This window comes from Bacillus cereus group sp. MYBK245-2, assembly GCF_051916145.1.
GTDB lineage: Bacteria > Bacillota > Bacilli > Bacillales > Bacillaceae_G > Bacillus_A > Bacillus_A pacificus.
Map to the genome: position 1 here is coordinate 162,464 of NZ_JBQAGB010000008.1, position 20,863 is coordinate 183,326.

The window sequence follows — 20,863 nt, forward strand, 5'->3', positions numbered from 1 at the left end:
ATAACTCGCTATACCTGTGCAAAATAAGTATAGAAACTATAAAAAATAAAAAGAGGAATTTATATGTATATACCGTGGGTGAGATAAATGAAAAAACAAACACATGTAAGCATTCTTATAAGCATTATATTGTTGTCTATAATGATTCATTACGTGACAATGCCTTTTCTATATGAATACTCATTTCCTTTTCAAATATTAATTGGTATGAGTACATTATTCATTGATGTTATCGCTTGTAGTTATATACTTTATTTTTCAAACATGAAAGAAGGGTTACCTCGTTTATTTTGGACCATTTTATGTGTTGGAACCCTCTCTTATTTCATTGGTGATATCATCGTTGCCTATCAACGTTTAATTTTAAAGGACTACTATACATTCGTTGATCCGTCTGATTTTTTTTATCTACTTTTTTTAATTAGCTTTGCATTTGCCTTTCTATATGAAATCATTTATAACCGAGATTTATTAGAAAAGCTTTTTATGATATGTGATATTTGTATTATTGTTACAGCACAGTTCACTTTAAGTTACTACTTACTTATTGAACGAACCATTTACATTTCTTCAACATCCTATATCGACATATTTGTTCAACTTACCTATCCAATGACCGATTTACTCTTTTTTCTCATAGGAATTAACCTTTTATTCAAACCACTTTCCTTATTACCGAAAAAAGTCGGTGCGCTCCTTGGTAGTGCTTTAATTTTGTATGCGACTACAGATGCGATTTATGCTTATATCAAATACTTCACGCCCGAATATTCTATGTTTACAATTACTCCTCTCTATCAAGTAACTTTAGTGCTAGTAGCAATCGCCTGTATTCTTCATACAAAAGAACCTGAAAAACAAGAACAAGTGCTATTAACACCTAAACTTGGGGAAGCGATCAGATTATCATTACCTTATATTTCTGTCGTAATGCTTATTGTTTTCATATTAGTCGAATATGTTTTTGCACCTATTGTAGTAATCGGGCTTATGATAACTTTCTCCTTCGTTCTCATTCGCCATAGTTTAGTTCGAAAACAAAATAAAATATTATTATTAGCCCAAATGCAATTCAACTCAGAACTCGAAAAACAAATTGAACTGCGTACAGAAGATTTAGTAGAACAAAAAAATGAACTATATCATAACCAACAAATGTTTAAATCTTTATACGAGCATCATCCAGATCCCATTTTCACATTAGATTTATACGGTAATTTTCTTAAAGTGAATAACGCTGGTACGACTTTACTCGGTTATCAAACGAATGAATTATTAAATCAACCTTACTATTCACTTACGTATGAAGAAGATTTGGAAGAAATCATCAATGCCTTCCATCGCGTAAAAAAGGGGAAATCTATTTCTTTAGAAATACGAGCATATCATAAAAATAGAGATATTTACTATTTGCATGTGACAGCTGTTCCTATCTTTTTAAAGGATCATATTTCTGGAGTTTATTTAATGATTAAAGATATTACGGAAAGCAAACAACAACAGGAACAAATTAATTTTCTAGCATATCATGATACACTAACAGAGCTTGCAAATCGACGTGCATTTCATCAATATGTAGAACAAGCAATTGCGCGATCCAAAATATCAAAAATGCCTTTTGCTGTTATGTTTCTTGACCTAGATCGCTTTAAAGTTATTAACGATACCCTCGGTCATAGGGTAGGCGACCTTCTATTAATTGCAGTAGCAAAAAGACTCGAAAGTATAGCGACACCAAATATGAAGCTTGCCCGATTAGCTGGAGATGAGTTCACAATCCTTATCGAAAATTATAAAAAGAGGCCAGATGTAAAAAAAATAGCTGATACAATTGTAGCAGCCATGAACGAACCATTCGAAATTGAAAATCAACATTTACAAATCTCACCTAGCATCGGGATAGCAATATACCCTGAAGCAGGTGAAGATCCGTTATCGATTTTACAACATGCTGATATGGCCATGTACGAAGCAAAAAATAAAGGGAAAAATGGTAGCTCTCTGTACACGAAAGAATTGTATAAAAAAATGGAACGAAAAGCTCGAATTGAAAAAGATTTACCACTCGCTTTAGTAAACGAAGAATTTTATCTCGTCTATCAACCACAAATTGATATTACGAAGAAAAAGATCATTGGTGCCGAAGCATTGCTACGCTGGAAACACCCACTCCTAGGTGACATTCCGCCATGTGAGTTCATTCCAATTGTAGAGGAAACTCCCCAAGTCATTCCACTTGGTCATTGGGTATTAAATGAATCTTGTCGTCAGCTAAAAATATGGCATACTTTTGGCTACAAAGATTTAAAAATAAGTGTTAACTTATCAGCTAAAGAGTTCCAGCAAAATAATTTAATTGAGAACATTTTACAAATAATAACAGACGTTAAAGTCGATCCAAAAGATGTAACACTTGAGTTAACAGAACGAATTGCAATGATCGATGAAAAAGAAACGTTATCCAAGCTAAAGCAATTAAAGGAATATGGTATTCAAACGTCCATTGATGACTTCGGAACCGGCTATTCTTCTCTTGCTTATTTATCCATTTTCCCTATTGATACATTAAAAGTACCGAGAGAATTTACACAACTCGCCGATCATCGCCCTGAAGAAAGGGCCATCGTTTCCACTATCCTTTCTCTTGCAAATACGTTAAACCTATCTGTCGTTGCTGAAGGAATTGAAACAGAAAAACAACTTAAGTTTCTACAAAAGAACAACTGTAAATATATGCAAGGTTACTATTTCAGCAAACCACTTACTAGTCATCAATTTATAAAATTTCTACAAAAAACACCCAGTATGAATCAATAGCTCATACTGGGTGTTTTATAAAACGAATCATCAATGTGGGATGCCCCACTTTATAGTGTCGGAATTGTTTTCTCGTAATATTCCTCTGCAATCTCTTCATAAAAGGCTGCTGACGTCGTATAAAAATATGGAATTAGCCATAAGAATCCAATCCCGAGTGTAATACAACTTAATATAAACCAACCAATAAAGCTCAGACATAAAATGAAATACTCCATCTTATGCCCATCCATCATACGACGGCTTTCTGTAATCGCTTGATTTATAGAATACTCAGGGTGATCATTTATTATAAAGTACGTCATCGCATAAGAAAATGATTTAATAATGCCTGGGATAATGAACAGTAACGTCCATAAGAAAAGATAAAAATTTACTAATAAATATAATAAAAATGATTTTAAAAATCTCTTTCCCTCTGAAAACCAAATGAACACATTACCGATACTAGCTTGCTTTTCACGAAGGATATTTAAAGCAAGATAATATCCACCTAAAGTTAAAGGCCCAGTAACAAAAAATGTAATGATATTTATTGAAATTGAATTTTTCGTTTCTTTCCAATCAAAAATTGAAGAAAATACCCACTCAATACTAAAACTAAAGGTCGTAAGAAGAATCGAAATCAGTAATGTTGCCCCGACAGCTAATCCCCATTTCCCTTCTAATGAGTCCAGTGCTTCTCCTTTTAAATCACTAATCATGTTTAGCCTCGCCTCCTATACACAATAATTCTATTAGTATAGCATATTCCTACTGCAATTCACCCTTTGAAATGTAGCGATAAAAATGCGCTGTCGTTGTACTCACATACGGACTAAGCCATAGAAAACCTATTCCAAGTGTAAAAATCGCTAAAATAGCCCAACCGATAAAGCTTAGCCATAAAAGAAATAGATCTAATTTGTGCCCCTTCATCAGATTCTTACTTTCTTTCATTGCCTGCGAAACACTATATTCTGGTTTTTCAACCATCACATAATATGTCATCGAATATGAAAAATACAAAATAGCCATTACAACAAACGAAATAGCTAATAAAACAAAGAAAACGATTATGAATGATGGGTTTGCACTCTCATCAAAGAATCCTAATATTCCACATACAATCGTTCCTAGCATTGGAACCCATGTACCTGTATATAACAAAATTGCAAGCATAGCCCACATTGTTTTCATCATTCTTTTAAAACCACGAAACCCTTCAAATAAATAATCAACTCTAGCATCTTCTCGTTTACTTATTTGTAGAAACAAATTTGTATAACCGTATGAGGTAATGCCATAAGCCGCATAACTTAAAATTATCATAAGGCAGTAAAAAAGCCCAAACGTAATAGCAGCTCCAATTGCCATCGTGTCTTCTTCAATGGAACCAGTTGAAATAGACAATAAAAGAACTATTATAACTACTGGAATTAATAGTATAAGCATTACAGCCATTGAAACGACATAACTTATAATATGATATAAAATCGTTGATCCAACACCTAGTCCCCATTTTCCTTTTAAAGATTGCAATGCTTCTCGTTTCATTTCACCAATCATTTATTCATCTCCTTTATAAATTGTTGTACATTCTCTACTTATACGAGCACTGATATAATTATACCATTTTTGTAAAATTATCCATAAAATCCATAAAAAAATCCGTAAAGGCAAAGCCTTTACGAATTTTTATTTCATATCGGAAACGTTTAAACGGTTCACAGCACGTTGTAATGCCATTTCTGCACGTTTAAAGTCAACATGTGCTTGTTTATCTTGCAGACGTTGCTCAGCACGACGCTTCGCTTCATTTGCACGATGGATATCGATATGGTTTGCTTCTTCAGCAGATGATGATAATACAGTTACTTTATCTGGACGAACTTCGATAAAGCCACCACTTACTGCTACATAATCAGTGTGTCCACCATTTTTCAGACGAACTGCACTAATTTTTAATGGTGCAACAGTTGGAATGTGACCTGGTAAAATCCCCATTTCCCCACTCTCTGCTTTTACACTTACCATTTCTACTTCTTTTTCGTAAACCGGTCCATCAGGAGTTACAATACTGACTGGAAATGTCTTCATACTTCGTCCCTCCTAAGGCCTTACGCCATCATTTTCTTCGCGTTTTCAATAACTTCTTCAATGCCACCAACTAAGCGGAATGCATCTTCTGGAAGGTCATCATATTTTCCTTCTAGAATTTCTTTGAAACCACGAACTGTGTCTTTTACAGGTACGTAAGAACCTTTTTGACCTGTAAACTGCTCCGCTACGTGGAAGTTTTGAGATAAGAAGAATTGAATACGACGAGCACGATGTACAACTAACTTATCTTCTTCAGATAACTCATCCATACCTAAGATAGCGATGATATCTTGAAGCTCTTTGTAACGTTGTAAAGTTTGCTGTACTTGACGAGCCACTTCATAATGCTCTTCTCCTACGATTTCTGGAGAAAGTGCACGAGATGTAGATGCTAATGGATCTACGGCTGGGTAAATACCCATTTGTGTTAAACGACGCTCTAAGTTTGTTGTTGCATCTAAGTGAGCGAACGTTGTAGCTGGTGCTGGGTCAGTATAGTCATCGGCTGGTACATATACCGCTTGGATAGACGTGATAGACCCTTTATTTGTAGATGTAATACGCTCTTGTAATTGACCCATTTCTGTTGCAAGTGTTGGTTGGTAACCTACCGCAGATGGCATACGGCCAAGAAGGGCAGATACTTCAGAACCTGCTTGCGTGAAACGGAAGATATTATCGATGAACAGAAGTACGTCTTGTCCTTGCTCATCACGGAAATATTCAGCCATTGTTAAGCCTGTTAATGCAACACGTTGACGTGCTCCAGGTGGCTCGTTCATTTGTCCGAATACCATCGCAGTTTTCTTAATTACGCCAGAATCGCTCATTTCGTGGTATAAGTCATTACCCTCACGAGTACGCTCACCTACACCAGCGAATACAGAGATACCACCGTGCTCTTGTGCGATGTTGTTGATTAACTCCTGAATTAATACTGTTTTACCTACACCGGCACCACCGAATAGACCGATCTTACCACCCTTAATGTAAGGAGCAAGTAAGTCTACTACTTTAATACCAGTTTCAAGAATTTCTACTTTAGTAGATAACTCTTCGAATGCAGGTGCTTGACGGTGAATTGGATCACGGCGTACATCCGCAGGAACCTCACCATCTAAGTCAATAGCATCACCTAATACGTTAAATACGCGACCAAGTGTTGCATCACCAACTGGTACAGAGATTGCTTTACCAGTATCTTCTACTTCTGTGCCACGAACAAGTCCATCTGTGGAAGACATCGCAACTGTACGAACTGTATCATCACCTAAATGAAGTGCAACTTCAAATGTTAAGTTAAGTTCACCGTTTTCGTTGCTCTGTTTTACCGTAAGGGCGTTGTAGATTTCTGGTAGCTTTCCGCCATCAAACTTAACGTCTACAACCGGACCCATGATTTGCGTAACGCGCCCTTTATTCATCGGGTTCCCTCCTAGCTTTCTTTTAATTAGCCAACTTTCTACGAGCAGCTAGCTTTTAATTTTTTATTGGTTTATAAGCTTACGCGGCTCTTTTGAATGAGCCGCTTCCGCTTTTTATTGAATCGAGCTCCGGTGGCTAGAAGGGTCGGCCATTTCACTCCTTCCTACGAGGCAAAGAACGCCTCTTTGTCAGGAGTTCCAATGCCCTCCCCTTCTGGACAAGCCACCTACGCTTTTTATTACTACTCTAACGCTGCTGCTCCACCAACGATTTCCGTAATTTCTTGCGTAATCGCTGCCTGACGCGCACGGTTGAATGAAAGTGTAAGTGAATCGATAACTTCCATTGCGTTGTCTGTAGCACTCTTCATTGCTGTCATACGCGCTGCGTGCTCACTTGCTTTACCGTCTAGTAATGCACCGTACACTAAGCTTTCTGCGTATTGTGGCAATAGTACTTTTAAAATTTCTTCTTCAGAAGGTTCGAATTCATAAGCTGTCGTCGGTTTATCAGACGCCACATCAGTAAGCGGTAAAATTTTATTTTCCGTTACTTCTTGTGAAATTTTACTTACGTAATGGTTGTAGTAAATATACAGCTCATCATAAGCACCATCTGCGAACATCGCAATTGCTCGAGAAGCAAGGTCTTTAATATCAGTGAATGATGGGTGATCAGATAATCCAACTACTTCATCAATGATGTTAAAGCCGCGACGTTTTAAATAATCACGTCCTAGTCGTCCAAGCACAATAATTGAATATTGGTTTGAATCCATATTATGACGTTCACGAATTACGTTACTTACTGTACGTAATACGTTACTGTTATAACCACCTGCTAGTCCGCGATCAGATGTAATAACGATGTATCCTGTACGCTTTACAGGACGCGCATTTAGCATTGGATGATTAATTCCTTTACTTCCTTGCGCAATGCTCGCTACTACTTCTTGAATCTTTTCCATATACGGAACGAAAGATTTAGCATTTTGCTCTGCACGGTTTAACTTAGATGCAGATACCATCTCCATCGCTTTCGTAATTTGACTCGTTTTCTTTGTCGAGTTAATCTTCGCTTTTATATCGCGTAAAGATGCCACAGGTTTTCACCACCTTTTTTCCGGAAGTTGGCACGATTAGTAAGAATCCTCTTCCTAATCTACGTTGCAAGATATTCTTGCTCATGATTGAAGGAAAAGAATAGGTGCACCTACTCTTTTCCTTTCACAACCGTCGGCAATCCCAAAGCCCGAGATGCCTTTATATTATCTAGCTCCAGCGGCTTGAATGCTCGGTGGCTTCACTTCTTCCTACGAGGCAAAGACCGCCTCTTCGTCAGAAGCTCCATCCCCCTCACATTCAGGACGAGCCGCTTCCGCTTTTATTTATTATTCAGAAGCTACGAATACTTTTTTAAATCCATTAATTGCTGCTGCAAATTTGTCGTCATCCGCAAGTTTCTTAGTTGTGCGGATTTCTTCTAATAAGTCAGTCGCATTAGAATCTAACCAAGCATGGAATTCTTCTTCGAAACGAGTGATATCTACTACTGGGATATCATCTAGGAATCCACGTGTTAAAGCGTAAAGAATGATAACTTGTTTCTCTACACGTAACGGTTTGTGTAATCCTTGTTTTAATACCTCAACAGTACGAGCACCACGGTTTAGTTTCGCTTGAGTTGCTTTATCTAGGTCAGAACCGAACTGAGCGAACGCCTCTAACTCACGGTAAGATGCAAGGTCAAGACGAAGTGTACCTGATACTTTACTCATTGCTTTAATCTGAGCAGATCCACCTACACGAGATACAGAAGTACCCGCATCGATCGCTGGACGTACGCCAGAGAAGAATAGGTCAGATTGTAAGAAGATTTGTCCATCCGTAATCGAGATTACGTTTGTTGGGATGTAAGCTGATACGTCCCCTGCTTGTGTTTCGATGAAAGGTAGTGCAGTTAAAGAACCGCCGCCTTTTGCATCACTTAATTTTGCTGCACGCTCTAATAAGCGAGAATGTAAGTAGAATACATCCCCTGGGTAAGCTTCACGACCTGGAGGACGACGTAATAGTAATGACAGCTCACGGTAAGCTGCTGCTTGTTTTGATAAGTCATCATATACTACTAATACGTGTTTACCATTGTACATGAACTCTTCACCCATTGTTACACCAGCGTAAGGAGCTAGGTATAATAATGGAGCTGGTTGAGAAGCAGATGCAGTTACAACGATTGTGTACTCTAATGCACCATGCTTACGTAGTGTTTCTACTACGTTACGTACAGTTGATTCTTTTTGTCCGATAGCTACATAAATACAAATCATATCTTCATCTTTTTGGTTAATGATTGTATCTAGTGCAACTGCTGTTTTACCTGTTTGACGGTCACCGATGATTAACTCACGTTGACCACGGCCAATTGGTACAAGAGCGTCGATCGCTTTAATACCTGTTTGAAGTGGCTCATGAACAGATTTACGATCCATTACACCTGGTGCTGGACTTTCGATTGGACGAGTGTTTGTTGTATTGATTGGGCCTAAACCATCAACTGGTTGACCTAATGGGTTTACAACACGACCAATTAGTTCTTTTCCTACTGGTACTTGCATGATGCGACCAGTACGACGAACTTCGTCACCTTCACGGATTTCTGTGTAAGGTCCTAAAATGATAATACCTACGTTGTTTTCCTCTAAATTTTGTGCTAGTCCCATAACGCCGTTAGAGAACTCTACAAGTTCACCAGCCATAACGTTATCAAGACCATGAGCACGCGCGATACCGTCACCAACTTGGATAACTGTACCAACATCACTAACTTCGATTTCAGACTGATAGTTCTCGATTTGTTGCTTTATCAGTGCGCTAATTTCTTCAGCTCTGATGCTCATGTGCTTCACCCCTATCTATTCTTCATTAATTCACGCTGAATACGTGCTAATTTTCCTTGTAAACTTCCGTCATAAATGCGATTTCCAATACGTACTTTAATGCCGCCTAGTAAATCTTCATCTACAACATTTTTTACGCGAATTGCATCTTTTCCTGTTCTCTTTGCAAATGCTTCTGCAATGTTAAGCTTCTCTTCTTCTGATAGAAGACGAGTAGAATATACAGTTGCGTCCGCTACGTTACGTTCTTCATTAGCAAGAACAACATATTCATCTGCAATTTCAGGTAAGATATCAATGCGCTTGTTATCAATTAAAATGTATAACGTATTTAAAATAGATTCAGAAACAGACCCGAATACGTTTGCAAGAAACGTTTTCTTTTGTTCCTTTGAAATGTTCGGTTGCGTTAAAAAGCTATGTAGTTCTCCGTTCTTTACATAAACGTTTTGTACAAGGCGTAATTCCTCTTCAAACATTTCTAATACGTGTTTTTCTTTAGCAATTTTAAAAAGAGCGACAGCATAACGTTTTGCTACAATCCCATTGCTCATCGCGCTTCTCCTACTTCTTTAATATAATCGCGAATTAACTTCACTTGATCTTCTTCTTTTAATTCTTTTTCAATTACTTTAGAAGCAATTTGAACAGATAAAGAAGCAACTTGTTCTTGTAAAGCAGCAATCGCTTGCTCTTTTTCGCGTTGAATTTCTTGTACAGCAGATGCTTTAATTGATTCTGCTTCTTCTTTCGCAGCAGCAACAATAGCATCTTTTTGATCTACAGCTTGTTTTTTCGCTCTTTCGATTAACTCTTGTGCTTCAACACGTGATTGTTTTAACATTTCACGTTGTTCTTCTACTAACTTCTTCGCTTCAGCGTTACTTCTTTCTGCAGCGTCGATTTCATTAGTAACATGCTCTTCACGTTCTTTCATAATCCCCATTAAAGGACCCCACGCGAATTTGCGTAGCATTACTAATAGAAGTAAGAAAATGAACAATGTATAAGCAATCGTTCCAAATGGAATGGCAGCCCCTAATAATAAAGTTGGCACAAGGATTCACTCCCTTCAAAATATCTAAATTGATCATATGAAAAAAAAAGACATACGTTTCGTTCATAAAGCAATGGCGAAGAAAGTTCGGAAAAACACTCTTCGCCATCTATGTAAGGGGAGTCTCCCTTATTTGTTCATTACGATGAATGCAATAACTACACCGATGATTGGAAGTGCCTCAACTAAAGCAACCCCGATGAACATAATTGTTTGAAGTGCGCCTTTTAATTCTGGTTGACGAGCAACACCTTCGATTGTACGTGATACGATAAGACCGTTACCAATACCTGCACCTAATGCTGATAAACCAATTGCAATTGCAGCTGCGATTACACCTAAACTCATTTAATTTGTCCTCCTTTGTATTATAAAAAAATAAATTTTTTCTTACTTAAATTATATTAATGGTCATGACTTACTTTATGAGCCATATAAACCATCGTTAACATAACGAAAATAAATGCTTGGATTGATCCAACGAATACACTGAATCCCATCCATGCTAACATCGGTACAAGTGCACCTAATGCTCCAAGGAATGATGCTCCGCCCAACTTAGCAAGTAATCCTAATAAGATCTCACCTGCATAAATGTTACCAAATAAACGAAGACCTAACGTTAATGTGTTAGCAAACTCCTCAATAACCTTTAATGGGAATAAGAATTTCATAGGTTGGAAATAACCTTTTACGTATTCTTTCGTACCCTTCATCTTAATTCCATAATAATGGGTGAGGGTAACTACCATCACGGCTAATGTTAATGTAACTGCTGGATCAGACGTTGGTGATCTCCACCATGCAATATGTTCACCAGCTTCAGTTGCTGAATACATGAATGGTAAACCAAGGAAGTTCGATACGATGATAAACATGATAAGCGTAACGCCAAGCGTTAAGAAACGTCCACCTGTTTTCCAGTCCATCGTACTATTGATAATCCCTTTCACGAAGTCAAACACCCATTCCATGAAGTTTTGCATTCCTGTTGGGCGAAGGGCTAAGCTGCGAGTTCCGATAACAGCGATTAAGAAAACAATAACTGCTGCTACAGTAACCATCATAACTGATGACAAATCGAACGTTAAACCTAGAAATTCAACTAATTTACCGTGTTCCACTAGTAATTCACCTCTCTTCCCTGCTCTTATACTCTAAATAAAGAAAATCTATGATCATGACAAGGTATCCTGTCAGCAATCCTACACCTAAGCCCCACATCGCAATTAACTCTTGATATTTGGCTGCAAATAAAATTAATAACCCAATCGTGGCGAATCTTGAATATGTACTTACCGCTGTCGCCTTAAACTTCACGTTTTCTCCATTTGTCACGCGATCCAACAGCTTGTCTGTTCTACGTGCAATGATGCGCAAACTAAGAAAACTGAAAATCGTCCCGATAATCAGTCCAAGAAATACATCCTTGTAAGAGGTGAATCCCCATCCTAGCACTAGAAGCGCAAGCAAGTAGTACATATATTTCTTTTGTCTTTGGACAAGTCCATGTACGTCTATCATCATTGCTCTCCCGAATAGTAATGTCGAATGAGTCGAATCATTGCGTATACCCCTGTTCCTAATCCGAGTAATAACCCTATAATAAGAAACAATGGAAACGTTCCAACCTTATTATCAATCCACTGCCCACCAAAGATCCCAACAAGAATAGAACCGACTAACTGAGCAAGAATACCTGACATTAAAGCATAAGCTTTTATATGGCTGCGATCGTTTTTTTGCAAGGATTCATCCCTCCAATATGTAACCCTCATTCACGATGTGTTAATAATAACTCATTTTTTTGCATAAATCCTATACAAAATAAAAAGTTTACATTTTCGTCACGGAATAGATGTATTTTTGTCACTGAAAGCCCTACCATCTATCCCCGTTGTTAGCATACAATAGGGTATTAACAGTGTCAACGAGAAATCGTAAAAAATCAAAAAATTTGAGTATTAGTCATTTCCTCCCAAAAATGAAAACGTTCCCCTTCTAAATACTGGTTAGAGATATGCAATTTCTAACAGTTTTCTCTTTATAATAGAAGGAAATGTTCACAAGTTTGTCACTATTATATTTTTACGATATAACGCTTTCCTTCCATAATATAGTGCTCTTTAGACGTAAGACTTCTATATTATATGTGATGTGTATGCAACTTATGTTGTATATACTATGTATATTTATCCTCTCCCCTCCCCCTACTTGCTTACATCAAAAAAAGACGAGCTGAGGAATCCCCCTGCTCGTCAGTTGTCTTACTTCGTTCCGAATAAACGGTCACCAGCATCACCAAGACCTGGTACTACATATCCGTGGTCATTTAATTTCTCATCTAATGCTGCTACATAAATATCAACATCAGGATGTTCTTCTTGTACTACTTTTACTCCTTCTGGAGCTGCAACGATACACATTAATTTAATTTGTTTTGCGCCGCGCTTTTTCAGAGAGTTAATTGCTTCAGCTGCAGAACCACCTGTTGCTAGCATCGGATCTAGTACGATAAAGTCACGCTCTTCTACATCCGTTGGAAGTTTCACATAGTATTCTACCGGTTGCAATGTTTTAGGGTCGCGGTATAAGCCAACGTGTCCTACTTTTGCTGCTGGAATTAATTTCAGAATTCCATCAACCATTCCTAAACCTGCACGTAAAATCGGAATTAAACCAAGTTTTTTACCAGCGATCACTTTTGTTGTCGCTTTGCTTACAGGCGTCTCAATTTCAATGTCTTTAAGTGGAAGGTCGCGAGTAATTTCAAAAGCCATTAAGCTTGCTACTTCGTCCACTAATTCACGAAAATCTTTCGTACCTGTATTCTTGTCGCGAATATATGTAATCTTATGTTGAATTAACGGGTGATCAAATACATACAGTTTTCCCATGTGAATCTCTCCTTTAGATGATATTCATGCGTTTGCACGCTTTTTTACACTATTTACGATTGTAAAGAAAACGCTACTAATATTCAAGGGCAAATTTGGAAAAGTCATGATTTCCGATGAATCTATCTAGTATCTTTACCAATTATGGGAGCTGTATCCTTCATTATATCGCCAAAATTTATTCATCATTTGTATACATACTTAAAGAACAATATATGTCCACAAAAAAGACTGCTAAAACAATTATGTCTCAGCAGCCTTCTTCAATCTATTATAGATCTGTGTACATTGGGAATTTGCTCGTTAACGCTTCTACACGCTTACGTGCTTCTTCTAATGCAGCTTCATTTTCATGATTTTTTAATGTGTAAGCAATAAGTGACGCAATTTCATCCATTTCTTCTAAACCGAAACCACGAGATGTTACAGCTGCTGTACCGATACGTACACCACTTGTTACAAATGGGCTTGCTGTTTCAAATGGAATTGTATTTTTGTTCACTGTAATACCAACTTCGTCCAATACGTGCTCTGCTACTTTACCTGTGATTTCTAGGTTACGAACATCAATTAGGATTAAGTGATTGTCTGTTCCACCAGAAACAAGTGTAAGTCCTTCTTTTTGAAGACCTTCAGCTAAGCGGTTCGCATTGTTAATGATATTTTGTGCATATGTTTTGAAATCATCTTGAAGTGCTTCACCAAACGCAACAGCTTTTGCAGCGATTACGTGCATAAGTGGACCACCTTGAATACCAGGGAAGATTGATTTATCAATTTGTTTTGCAAATTGCTCTTCACATAAAATCATACCACCACGTGGACCACGTAATGTTTTATGTGTTGTTGTTGTAACGAAATGTGCATGTGGCACTGGATTTGGATGTAAACCAGCCGCTACTAAACCTGCGATATGTGCCATATCAACCATTAAGTATGCGCCCACTTCATCTGCAATCTCACGGAATCGTTTGAAATCGATAACACGAGGGTATGCACTTGCACCTGCAACGATTAATTTTGGTTTATGTTCTTTCGCTTTTGCTAATACATCATCGTAATTAATACGGTGAGATTCAGCATCCACGCCATACTCTACGAAATTATATTGTACTCCACTGAAGTTAACAGGGCTTCCGTGTGTTAAGTGACCACCATGAGATAAATTCATACCAAGTACTGTATCGCCTTGCTCTAAAATCGTGAAGTATACTGCCATGTTCGCTTGTGCACCAGAATGCGGTTGAACATTTACGTGCTCTGCGCCGAAAATTTCTTTCACGCGATCACGTGCGATATCTTCTACTACGTCTACATGTTCACAACCACCATAGTAACGTTTCCCAGGATATCCTTCAGCATACTTATTCGTTAAAACAGAACCTTGCGCCTCCATTACTGCTTCACTTACGAAGTTTTCCGAAGCAATTAACTCAATCTTCGAACGCTGTCTTCCTAGTTCTGCCTCAATTGCAGCAAATACCTTTTCATCTTGACGTTTTAAATGATCCACCAAAATCCCCCTTTTCTGAACGAATTACATCGATTCCCAACAGTTTTTTCTTATTTATTCAGAAAAAACGAAAATTCAGGTTGTAATTCTTTCGAACCTTCATGTTTTCAACTACATTCTAACATGACTTTCTATATCATAAAAGAAAAAAAAGACCGAAAATCGGTCTTTTCTTTCTTCTATAATAAAGTCAGACAACATACCTTATTCATAACTTTAACGGCAAGTGATAGTCTCTTCCTTCGCCGCATAAACAGCACGTGCTCCACCAATTAGCTTTCCACGTGTTGTTGCCATCGTTACATGTGCACTTCCAATTTCCTTCACACTAGTACGAACCGGAACAGCTACGTGCTTTAAATGCATACCGATAAATGTATCACCAATATCCATTCCCGCATCTGCTTTAATAAACTCAATTACTACCGGATCTTTCAAATTGTGATAAGCATATGTTGCTAATGCACCACCTGCTGATCTAACAGGCGTAACTGTTACAATTTCAAATTGATATTTCATCGCCAACTCTTTCTCAACTACTAAAGCACGGTTTAAATGCTCACAACATTGAAACGCCAACTCAATACCTGTTTGTTCTTGAAATTGTTTTAACTCAGAAAAAATCGCCTCTGCTACTTCCATCGTTCCTGATGTCCCAATTCTTTCTCCTAGCACTTCGCTCGTACTACACCCCACTACAAAAATTTGACCACTTTGTAATGAAGCTTGTTCTTGGAAATCAGAAAGCGAAATTTGTAGCTGTTCTCTTACCTTTACGATTTCTGTCATTACGCCTCTTCCTTTCACAGGTTGGTTCACCAAATTATATTTCCTACTGCTTCTAGTTAGAATCTATTACTTTGCTTCGTATGTTTTAATTTTTCCTACGCGGTTTTCGTGACGGCCGCCTTCAAATTCAGTTGTTAACCAAATTTTTGCGATGTCACGTGCTAGACCAGCACCAATTACACGCTCGCCCATTGCTAACATGTTTGTATCGTTATGCTCTCTCGTTGCTCTCGCACTGAAAGTATCATGAACTAACGCACAACGAATACCATTTACTTTGTTTGCAGCAATTGACATACCGATGCCTGTCCCACAAACTAAAATACCACGATCTACTTCGCCATTTGCTACCATTTCCGCTGCTGGAAACGCAAAATCAGGGTAATCAACAGAACCAGCTTCACATTCACAACCTAAATCAATATATTCAATATTTAACTCTTCTAATAAACTTACAAGTTCTTTACGGATATTCATACCGCCGTGATCAGATGCTACTACTACTTTCATTTTTACCCCTCCAAAGTTTCAATCCATTATCTTCATTCTCACTTAATCCTTTAATGGGACGAAGTGATCTCCAATATCGTATTATACACGAAACATCAACCTTCTGAATGTTTTTTCAGTAAAGTTTGTACAAGTTTTTCCATCTCTTCTAATGTTTCTTTATAAATAGAGAGAGATCCGCCGAATGGATCTGAAATATCCTTACTCATCCCCTCAGTTAGTCCATATAATGTATCTACTTTCCCTTCAACACTCGGATAATGCCCAAGGATAATTTCCTTATGGTTTTCCGTCATTGTTACTATAATATCTGCCCAATCAATTAAGGCTTCGTTTACCTGCTGTGAAGCATGATCGATTGCAATTCCCTTTTCAGCTAAAGCTTCTTTTGCATGTACCGACGCATCACTTCCAGGATAGGCGAAAACACCAGCAGATTGCACTTCAAACTTACCTTCTCCATAATGGCGCAGTAACGCCTCAGCCATCGGACTACGGCATGTATTTCCAGTGCAAACAAATAATACTCGTTTCATCTAAACCCACCCCTTTTCTCTATTTCCTTCCTTTTATCATAGCGTACATTACAATAGAACAAAAGAAATGTGAATATACGAAAGGCGCATTTCTCTTATATTTTTTCTAAGAAAAATGCGCCTTATCCACATATATGTGAAACCCTATTTCCAAGTGCCCAAAGTATTTTACCATATATAAGGAACAGACTACAAAACAAAATAAGGAATCCATTTCATACGAAACGGATTCCTTTCATGTGATAATTATTTCATTGTAACTTTCATTACTTCTGTTGAACCTTTTGTAGCAGTTACACCTACAGTTGTCTTAATAGACTCAGCTGCATCTGTGTTTGTAATAACGATTGGAGTAATTGTGCTTTTCGCTTTTTCACGAATTAATTCTAAGTCGAATGAGATTAATTTATCTCCAGCTTTTACAGCTTGTCCTTCAGAAACGTGAGCTTCGAAACCTTCACCTTCCATTTTTACAGTTTCTAATCCAACGTGGATTAAAATTTCTGTACCGTTTTTCGCTTTAATTCCAATTGCATGTTTCGTGTGGAATAATTGTACGATTTCGCCATCAACTGGAGATACAACTACACCTTCAGTAGGATCGATTGCAACACCGTCACCCATCATACGACCAGCGAATACTGGATCTGGTACTTCTTCAATATTTTTCACTGCTCCAGTTAATGGAGCTACGATTGTTTCTTCATTTGTTTTTGAACCAAGACCGAATAATTTTTTAAACATAGGATAGTCCTCCTTATAATTTACCTAAAAGTTTATAGGGCAATCTCTATTAAAGATCAGAATAAACGTAAGACCTCATACTTCGAATATTATACTGTAAAAACGCTTTCGAAATAAATTACGTCATTACTACTAGACTCTTATTGTAGCGTCTCACAAAATTCCAGTCAATTCTGATTGTCTGAATAACAATAAGAAGTTAACTTCTACTTATATTTTCTCTTTTTTTACCCAACTTGTCTAGAGGTCTTTACTACATTTTATTTTTTGTTGTTAATTTGTAAAATTTTTTTCAAACTTTTTTCGAAATCCACTTGACTAAAGTAAGTAACTATTTTATTATTACTTACGTAAGGTAAGTTAATAACTTTTAGGAGGTTTTCAAAAATGATGGATTTCGGTCTTCTTATTATTCGTCTTATTATAGGTATTACATTCATGGGTCATGGTGCTCAAAAATTATTTGGTTGGTTCGGCGGTTACGGTTTAAAAGGAACAGGTGGCTGGATGGAATCAATCGGTTTACGCCCTGGTGTATTTATGGCATTTATGGCTGGCGCAACTGAATTATTAGGTGGTTTCTTATTCGCATCAGGTATTTTCACTGCAATCGGTTCATTATTTATCGTTGGAACAATGTTAATGGCGATATTCACTGTTCATGGAAAAAACGGTTACTGGGTAACTCAAAATGGATATGAATATAACTTAATGTTAATCGCTGTTGCTATCGGTGTAGCTTTAATCGGTCCTGGCGCATACGTTTTACTATAATTTTTATCTTGAATTCGAGATTATTTAGGTGGAACTTACTTCATTGTGGTTGAAGTAAGTTCTTTTTATGTAATAAAAATATTATTTTCAGCAGGAGTTTTCCACTAACATCTTGTAAACAAACAATAAGTCGTCATATTTAGAAAGGGGATTTCAATCATGTTATCCATTAATCCAAATGAACAATCGGAAAAAGAGAATTACAAATTATTAACGGGAAGTATCATCCCACGCCCTGTCGCATTTGTTACTTCTGTAACAAAAGACGGCGTATTAAACGGCGCACCATATAGTTACTTCAACATCGTTGCTGCAAATCCACCACTTATTTCAGTTTCTGTACAACGAAAAGCTGGAGAAAGAAAGGACACTTCCCGAAACGCAATTGAAAAAGGGGAATTTGTCGTACATATCTCTGATGAATCATACGTAGCGGCAATTAACGAAACAGCAGCTAATCTCCCTCCAAATGAAAGTGAAATTGAACTAGCAAAATTAACACCAATTGAAAGTGATGTCATCTCCGTTCCAGGTGTAAAAGAAGCAAATATTCGAATGGAATGCGTACTAGAACGCGCAATCCCTCTCGGCGGAACAGAAGACTCACCGGCTTGCGATCTACTAATCGGACGCGTCGTTCGTTTCCACGTCGCAGACCACCTATACGAAAATGGACGCATTCATGCAGAAGGACTAAAACCAGTAAGCCGCCTAGCAGGACACAACTACGCAAAACTAGGAGAACAATTTGAATTAGTGAGGCCAGTTTAAAAGCGGAAGCGGCTCGCTCAGAATCGCAGGACATTAGAACTCTCGACCTTGAAGCGCTTTTTGCTTCGAGCGAGAGAGTGAAATGGCCGGAGATTCTAGCCGCTGGAGCTGGATAATAGCTAAAAGTGGAGGCGACTCGTTCAGCTCTGACCAGTTAAGGTTCTTAGATGCGAAGATCTGGCCACTGGAACTGGATAGGAAGCGTCCCCTCAGAATGGAAGTAACAATAATATAAAAAGGTGTACCAAATTAATTTGGTACACCCCTTTCATAGAAGAAGAAAAATAATTTTTCAGTATTGGTCATCGACCTCTTTTACCATTATTGGTCATCGGTAAAAAGTAACAGTGTGATCGGTTATTGGATGATTGGTTGTCCTTTGGCCATCACAAATCTCATTTTTACAAAAGTGGTCTTCTTCTATGCCTTGAAGCAGAGTCTCACCACTTCAAGGTTTAAAAGTATTTTTCACCATCAAAGTCTAGTTCAATGGCATAGTTTTTCGCATTAATTAAGTTAGATAACCTATTAGCTTGTCTCTCTAACTCTAAACCTTTTACACGATATACTTCTGGATCAAACATGGCTACTTTTACAAGCGATGATGTTTCACCGTAAGAATATACATGTTCTTCTTTCTTACTCACGCCAAACTCTTTACACTTTCGAGCTTTTGCACGTAACTGCGTTGCAAGTTCTATCGCTTCAACAATCGTTATATTCTCTCCGTTGAAATTCACTTCATTTCGGATATTTGCTTCATACATTAATTTATCTAAAAGACGAAAATCAGCGCGAACTTCATCAAGTTCCTGTTCAACTTGTACCAATGTACGCGTCTGTTTTGGAAGTATATCACCTTTTTCAATTTCAACAAATCCAATTTGGTTCATCTCTTCTTCTAATTCATGTATTCTTTTCGATAATACACTTTTTAATTTTACAGCTTCTGCCAAAGAAATGTTAGACATAGTATCCCCCTTATATCTCTTCTTTCTGCTCCTCTAAAGTAGGTACTTTCTCTTTTTTCGGTTTCCCAAGCTTAATTACGAAGAAGTAAAGGGAAAGCAATGTAATAAGAAAAACAATTAAAAACGGGTATGGAGAATAAAAAGCACGCGCTGCCTCCGTTTTCCCCGCAACAAACTTCAATGACTCAATATCTAAAAACTCAGCAAACATTTGTACACCGAGCATACTAAACCAAAAAACAAAAAAACTAATAATAACACCAAAAACTTGCTTCAACCTCGTCATCCATCTCATCCTTTCTATATTGTAATTTTTTAGCGCAATCAGTATAGTACAAACAAAACTATGCACAGAAAGGAACTATCCTATCATTCGCGAATTAATTTAATCCAACCTAAAACTGAAATTTGTAAAATAATACCCCAAATAATAAGCAGTCGTAACCATCTCGGAAAAAAAGTTACAAATCGAATATACCATTCCAATAACTTGTTCATAACGCCCTCCCCCTAAAATTATATAGGAAAAAGGAGATATAATCCAAATCCAACCAAAATGATACCACCTACTATCTCGCCATATGTACCGAGCATATCTTTCGCATGTCTCCCAATGAATAGACCAATCCACGCTAATAACATACTAACAAATCCAAAAAGTAATATCGTAATAATTGTCTGCGCCCCATAAATACCAAGACTAAGACCTACTGAAAAACTGTCTATACTAACCCCAAATGCAAATACGAATAAACTAATTCCAATAGGGGCCGTTCGAGTCTCTTCATTCTCCAAGATAGATGAATATACAATATAAAATCCTAATCCGATTAATAAAATAGCACCAGCAAAATGTGCAATGTCTCCATACTGTTCTGATAAAAAACGACCTAATACCATCCCTATAAATGGCATGATAATATGAAATATCCCTATCGTCACACCGATATACAGGATTTGTCTTATCTTTAAGGTCATCATTCCCATCCCAAGACTTACCGAGAACGCATCCATCCCTAAGGCGAATGCCATAATTATTAAAGGTATTAGCTGTTCAAACGTCATTCATGTCCCTCCT

Annotated in this window: 26 protein-coding genes; 3 read left to right on the forward strand and 23 right to left on the reverse strand. The window is 37.5% G+C overall.

Going from position 1 to position 20,863, the window contains the following annotated elements; genetic code table 11:
- Nucleotides 1-87 precede the first annotated feature (87 nt).
- Nucleotides 88-2,817 carry a putative bifunctional diguanylate cyclase/phosphodiesterase gene (locus ACTFRN_RS15385; RefSeq protein WP_016718998.1) on the forward strand — a complete coding sequence of 910 codons (2,730 nt, stop codon included), beginning with the start codon at nucleotides 88-90 and terminating at the stop codon, nucleotides 2,815-2,817.
- Between the two features lie 50 nt (nucleotides 2,818-2,867).
- On the opposite strand, the gene ACTFRN_RS15390 is transcribed toward ACTFRN_RS15385, so the two are convergent.
- The 19 genes from ACTFRN_RS15390 to ACTFRN_RS15480 all read right to left on the reverse strand — a co-directional run bounded on the left by ACTFRN_RS15390 (nucleotide 2,868) and on the right by ACTFRN_RS15480 (nucleotide 17,269).
- Nucleotides 2,868-3,521, reverse strand: coding sequence for a DUF975 family protein (locus ACTFRN_RS15390; protein ID WP_000622475.1), 654 nt, complete (start codon nucleotides 3,519-3,521; stop codon nucleotides 2,868-2,870).
- 49 nt (nucleotides 3,522-3,570) lie between these two features.
- Complete coding sequence (locus tag ACTFRN_RS15395) at nucleotides 3,571-4,365, reverse strand: DUF975 family protein (RefSeq protein ID WP_000578817.1); 795 nt, start codon at nucleotides 4,363-4,365, stop codon at nucleotides 3,571-3,573.
- A gap of 129 nt (nucleotides 4,366-4,494) precedes the next feature.
- Nucleotides 4,495-4,896: a F0F1 ATP synthase subunit epsilon gene (gene atpC, locus ACTFRN_RS15400; protein ID WP_000847211.1), complete on the reverse strand. Its 402-nt coding sequence runs from the start codon at nucleotides 4,894-4,896 to the stop codon at nucleotides 4,495-4,497.
- 20 nt (nucleotides 4,897-4,916) lie between these two features.
- Complete coding sequence (gene atpD / locus ACTFRN_RS15405; protein WP_001032591.1) at nucleotides 4,917-6,323, reverse strand: F0F1 ATP synthase subunit beta; 1,407 nt, start codon at nucleotides 6,321-6,323, stop codon at nucleotides 4,917-4,919.
- 242 nt (nucleotides 6,324-6,565) lie between these two features.
- The gene (atpG, locus tag ACTFRN_RS15410; protein WP_000157696.1) at nucleotides 6,566-7,426 is read right to left on the reverse strand and encodes a F0F1 ATP synthase subunit gamma; all 861 of its coding nucleotides are present in this window, start codon (nucleotides 7,424-7,426) and stop codon (nucleotides 6,566-6,568) included.
- 288 nt (nucleotides 7,427-7,714) lie between these two features.
- Nucleotides 7,715-9,223, reverse strand: a complete 1,509-nt coding sequence (gene atpA / locus ACTFRN_RS15415; RefSeq protein WP_000027518.1) for a F0F1 ATP synthase subunit alpha — start codon at nucleotides 9,221-9,223, stop codon at nucleotides 7,715-7,717.
- A gap of 11 nt (nucleotides 9,224-9,234) precedes the next feature.
- Complete coding sequence (gene atpH, locus ACTFRN_RS15420; RefSeq protein WP_000064683.1) at nucleotides 9,235-9,777, reverse strand: F0F1 ATP synthase subunit delta; 543 nt, start codon at nucleotides 9,775-9,777, stop codon at nucleotides 9,235-9,237.
- Nucleotides 9,774-10,280, reverse strand: coding sequence for a F0F1 ATP synthase subunit B (atpF, locus tag ACTFRN_RS15425; RefSeq protein WP_001142617.1), 507 nt, complete (start codon nucleotides 10,278-10,280; stop codon nucleotides 9,774-9,776). Before atpF ends, atpH begins: the two co-directional genes overlap by 4 nt.
- A gap of 129 nt (nucleotides 10,281-10,409) precedes the next feature.
- Nucleotides 10,410-10,628 (reverse strand): F0F1 ATP synthase subunit C, encoded by a 219-nt coding sequence (atpE, locus tag ACTFRN_RS15430; RefSeq protein ID WP_000052064.1) that lies wholly within the window; start codon nucleotides 10,626-10,628, stop codon nucleotides 10,410-10,412.
- A 56-nt stretch (nucleotides 10,629-10,684) separates the two neighbouring features.
- Entirely contained in the window at nucleotides 10,685-11,404 is a 720-nt protein-coding gene (atpB, locus tag ACTFRN_RS15435; protein WP_000399870.1) for a F0F1 ATP synthase subunit A, read from the reverse strand.
- A gap of 7 nt (nucleotides 11,405-11,411) precedes the next feature.
- Nucleotides 11,412-11,804 carry an ATP synthase subunit I gene (locus ACTFRN_RS15440; RefSeq protein ID WP_000567600.1) on the reverse strand — a complete coding sequence of 131 codons (393 nt, stop codon included), beginning with the start codon at nucleotides 11,802-11,804 and terminating at the stop codon, nucleotides 11,412-11,414.
- Entirely contained in the window at nucleotides 11,804-12,028 is a 225-nt protein-coding gene (locus ACTFRN_RS15445) for an AtpZ/AtpI family protein (RefSeq protein WP_001171223.1), read from the reverse strand. Before ACTFRN_RS15445 ends, ACTFRN_RS15440 begins: the two co-directional genes overlap by 1 nt.
- A 26-nt stretch (nucleotides 12,029-12,054) precedes the next feature.
- Complete coding sequence (locus tag ACTFRN_RS15450) at nucleotides 12,055-12,168, reverse strand: DUF4024 domain-containing protein (protein WP_000232961.1); 114 nt, start codon at nucleotides 12,166-12,168, stop codon at nucleotides 12,055-12,057.
- A 379-nt stretch (nucleotides 12,169-12,547) separates the two neighbouring features.
- Nucleotides 12,548-13,177, reverse strand: coding sequence for a uracil phosphoribosyltransferase (upp, locus tag ACTFRN_RS15455; RefSeq protein WP_000517539.1), 630 nt, complete (start codon nucleotides 13,175-13,177; stop codon nucleotides 12,548-12,550).
- 271 nt (nucleotides 13,178-13,448) lie between these two features.
- Nucleotides 13,449-14,690, reverse strand: a complete 1,242-nt coding sequence (gene glyA / locus ACTFRN_RS15460; protein WP_000349818.1) for a serine hydroxymethyltransferase — start codon at nucleotides 14,688-14,690, stop codon at nucleotides 13,449-13,451.
- 216 nt (nucleotides 14,691-14,906) lie between these two features.
- A complete protein-coding gene (locus ACTFRN_RS15465) occupies nucleotides 14,907-15,479 on the reverse strand; it encodes a TIGR01440 family protein (protein WP_000136362.1) in 573 nt (190 codons plus the stop codon).
- A 66-nt stretch (nucleotides 15,480-15,545) separates the two neighbouring features.
- Nucleotides 15,546-15,989, reverse strand: a complete 444-nt coding sequence (gene rpiB / locus ACTFRN_RS15470) for a ribose 5-phosphate isomerase B (RefSeq protein WP_000869919.1) — start codon at nucleotides 15,987-15,989, stop codon at nucleotides 15,546-15,548.
- 95 nt (nucleotides 15,990-16,084) lie between these two features.
- Nucleotides 16,085-16,525 carry a low molecular weight protein arginine phosphatase gene (locus ACTFRN_RS15475; RefSeq protein ID WP_000832382.1) on the reverse strand — a complete coding sequence of 147 codons (441 nt, stop codon included), beginning with the start codon at nucleotides 16,523-16,525 and terminating at the stop codon, nucleotides 16,085-16,087.
- 246 nt (nucleotides 16,526-16,771) lie between these two features.
- Nucleotides 16,772-17,269, reverse strand: a complete 498-nt coding sequence (locus tag ACTFRN_RS15480; RefSeq protein WP_000473666.1) for a PTS sugar transporter subunit IIA — start codon at nucleotides 17,267-17,269, stop codon at nucleotides 16,772-16,774.
- Between the two features lie 387 nt (nucleotides 17,270-17,656).
- On the opposite strand from ACTFRN_RS15480, the gene ACTFRN_RS15485 reads away from it, so the two are divergent.
- Entirely contained in the window at nucleotides 17,657-18,043 is a 387-nt protein-coding gene (locus ACTFRN_RS15485; protein ID WP_000968618.1) for a DoxX family protein, read from the forward strand.
- 159 nt (nucleotides 18,044-18,202) lie between these two features.
- On the forward strand, nucleotides 18,203-18,814 hold the full coding sequence (locus ACTFRN_RS15490) for a flavin reductase family protein (RefSeq protein ID WP_014893403.1): 612 nt from the start codon (nucleotides 18,203-18,205) through the stop codon (nucleotides 18,812-18,814).
- A gap of 455 nt (nucleotides 18,815-19,269) precedes the next feature.
- On the opposite strand, the gene ACTFRN_RS15495 is transcribed toward ACTFRN_RS15490, so the two are convergent.
- The 4 genes from ACTFRN_RS15495 to ACTFRN_RS15510 form a co-directional block, all read right to left on the reverse strand.
- On the reverse strand, nucleotides 19,270-19,785 hold the full coding sequence (locus tag ACTFRN_RS15495; protein ID WP_049113811.1) for a hypothetical protein: 516 nt from the start codon (nucleotides 19,783-19,785) through the stop codon (nucleotides 19,270-19,272).
- A gap of 10 nt (nucleotides 19,786-19,795) precedes the next feature.
- The gene (locus tag ACTFRN_RS15500; protein ID WP_000197488.1) at nucleotides 19,796-20,071 is read right to left on the reverse strand and encodes a DUF3935 domain-containing protein; all 276 of its coding nucleotides are present in this window, start codon (nucleotides 20,069-20,071) and stop codon (nucleotides 19,796-19,798) included.
- An 83-nt stretch (nucleotides 20,072-20,154) separates the two neighbouring features.
- Nucleotides 20,155-20,283 (reverse strand): hypothetical protein, encoded by a 129-nt coding sequence (locus tag ACTFRN_RS15505; RefSeq protein WP_001037627.1) that lies wholly within the window; start codon nucleotides 20,281-20,283, stop codon nucleotides 20,155-20,157.
- A gap of 18 nt (nucleotides 20,284-20,301) precedes the next feature.
- Entirely contained in the window at nucleotides 20,302-20,850 is a 549-nt protein-coding gene (locus ACTFRN_RS15510) for a manganese efflux pump MntP (RefSeq protein ID WP_000142479.1), read from the reverse strand.
- Nucleotides 20,851-20,863: the final 13 nt, after the last annotated feature.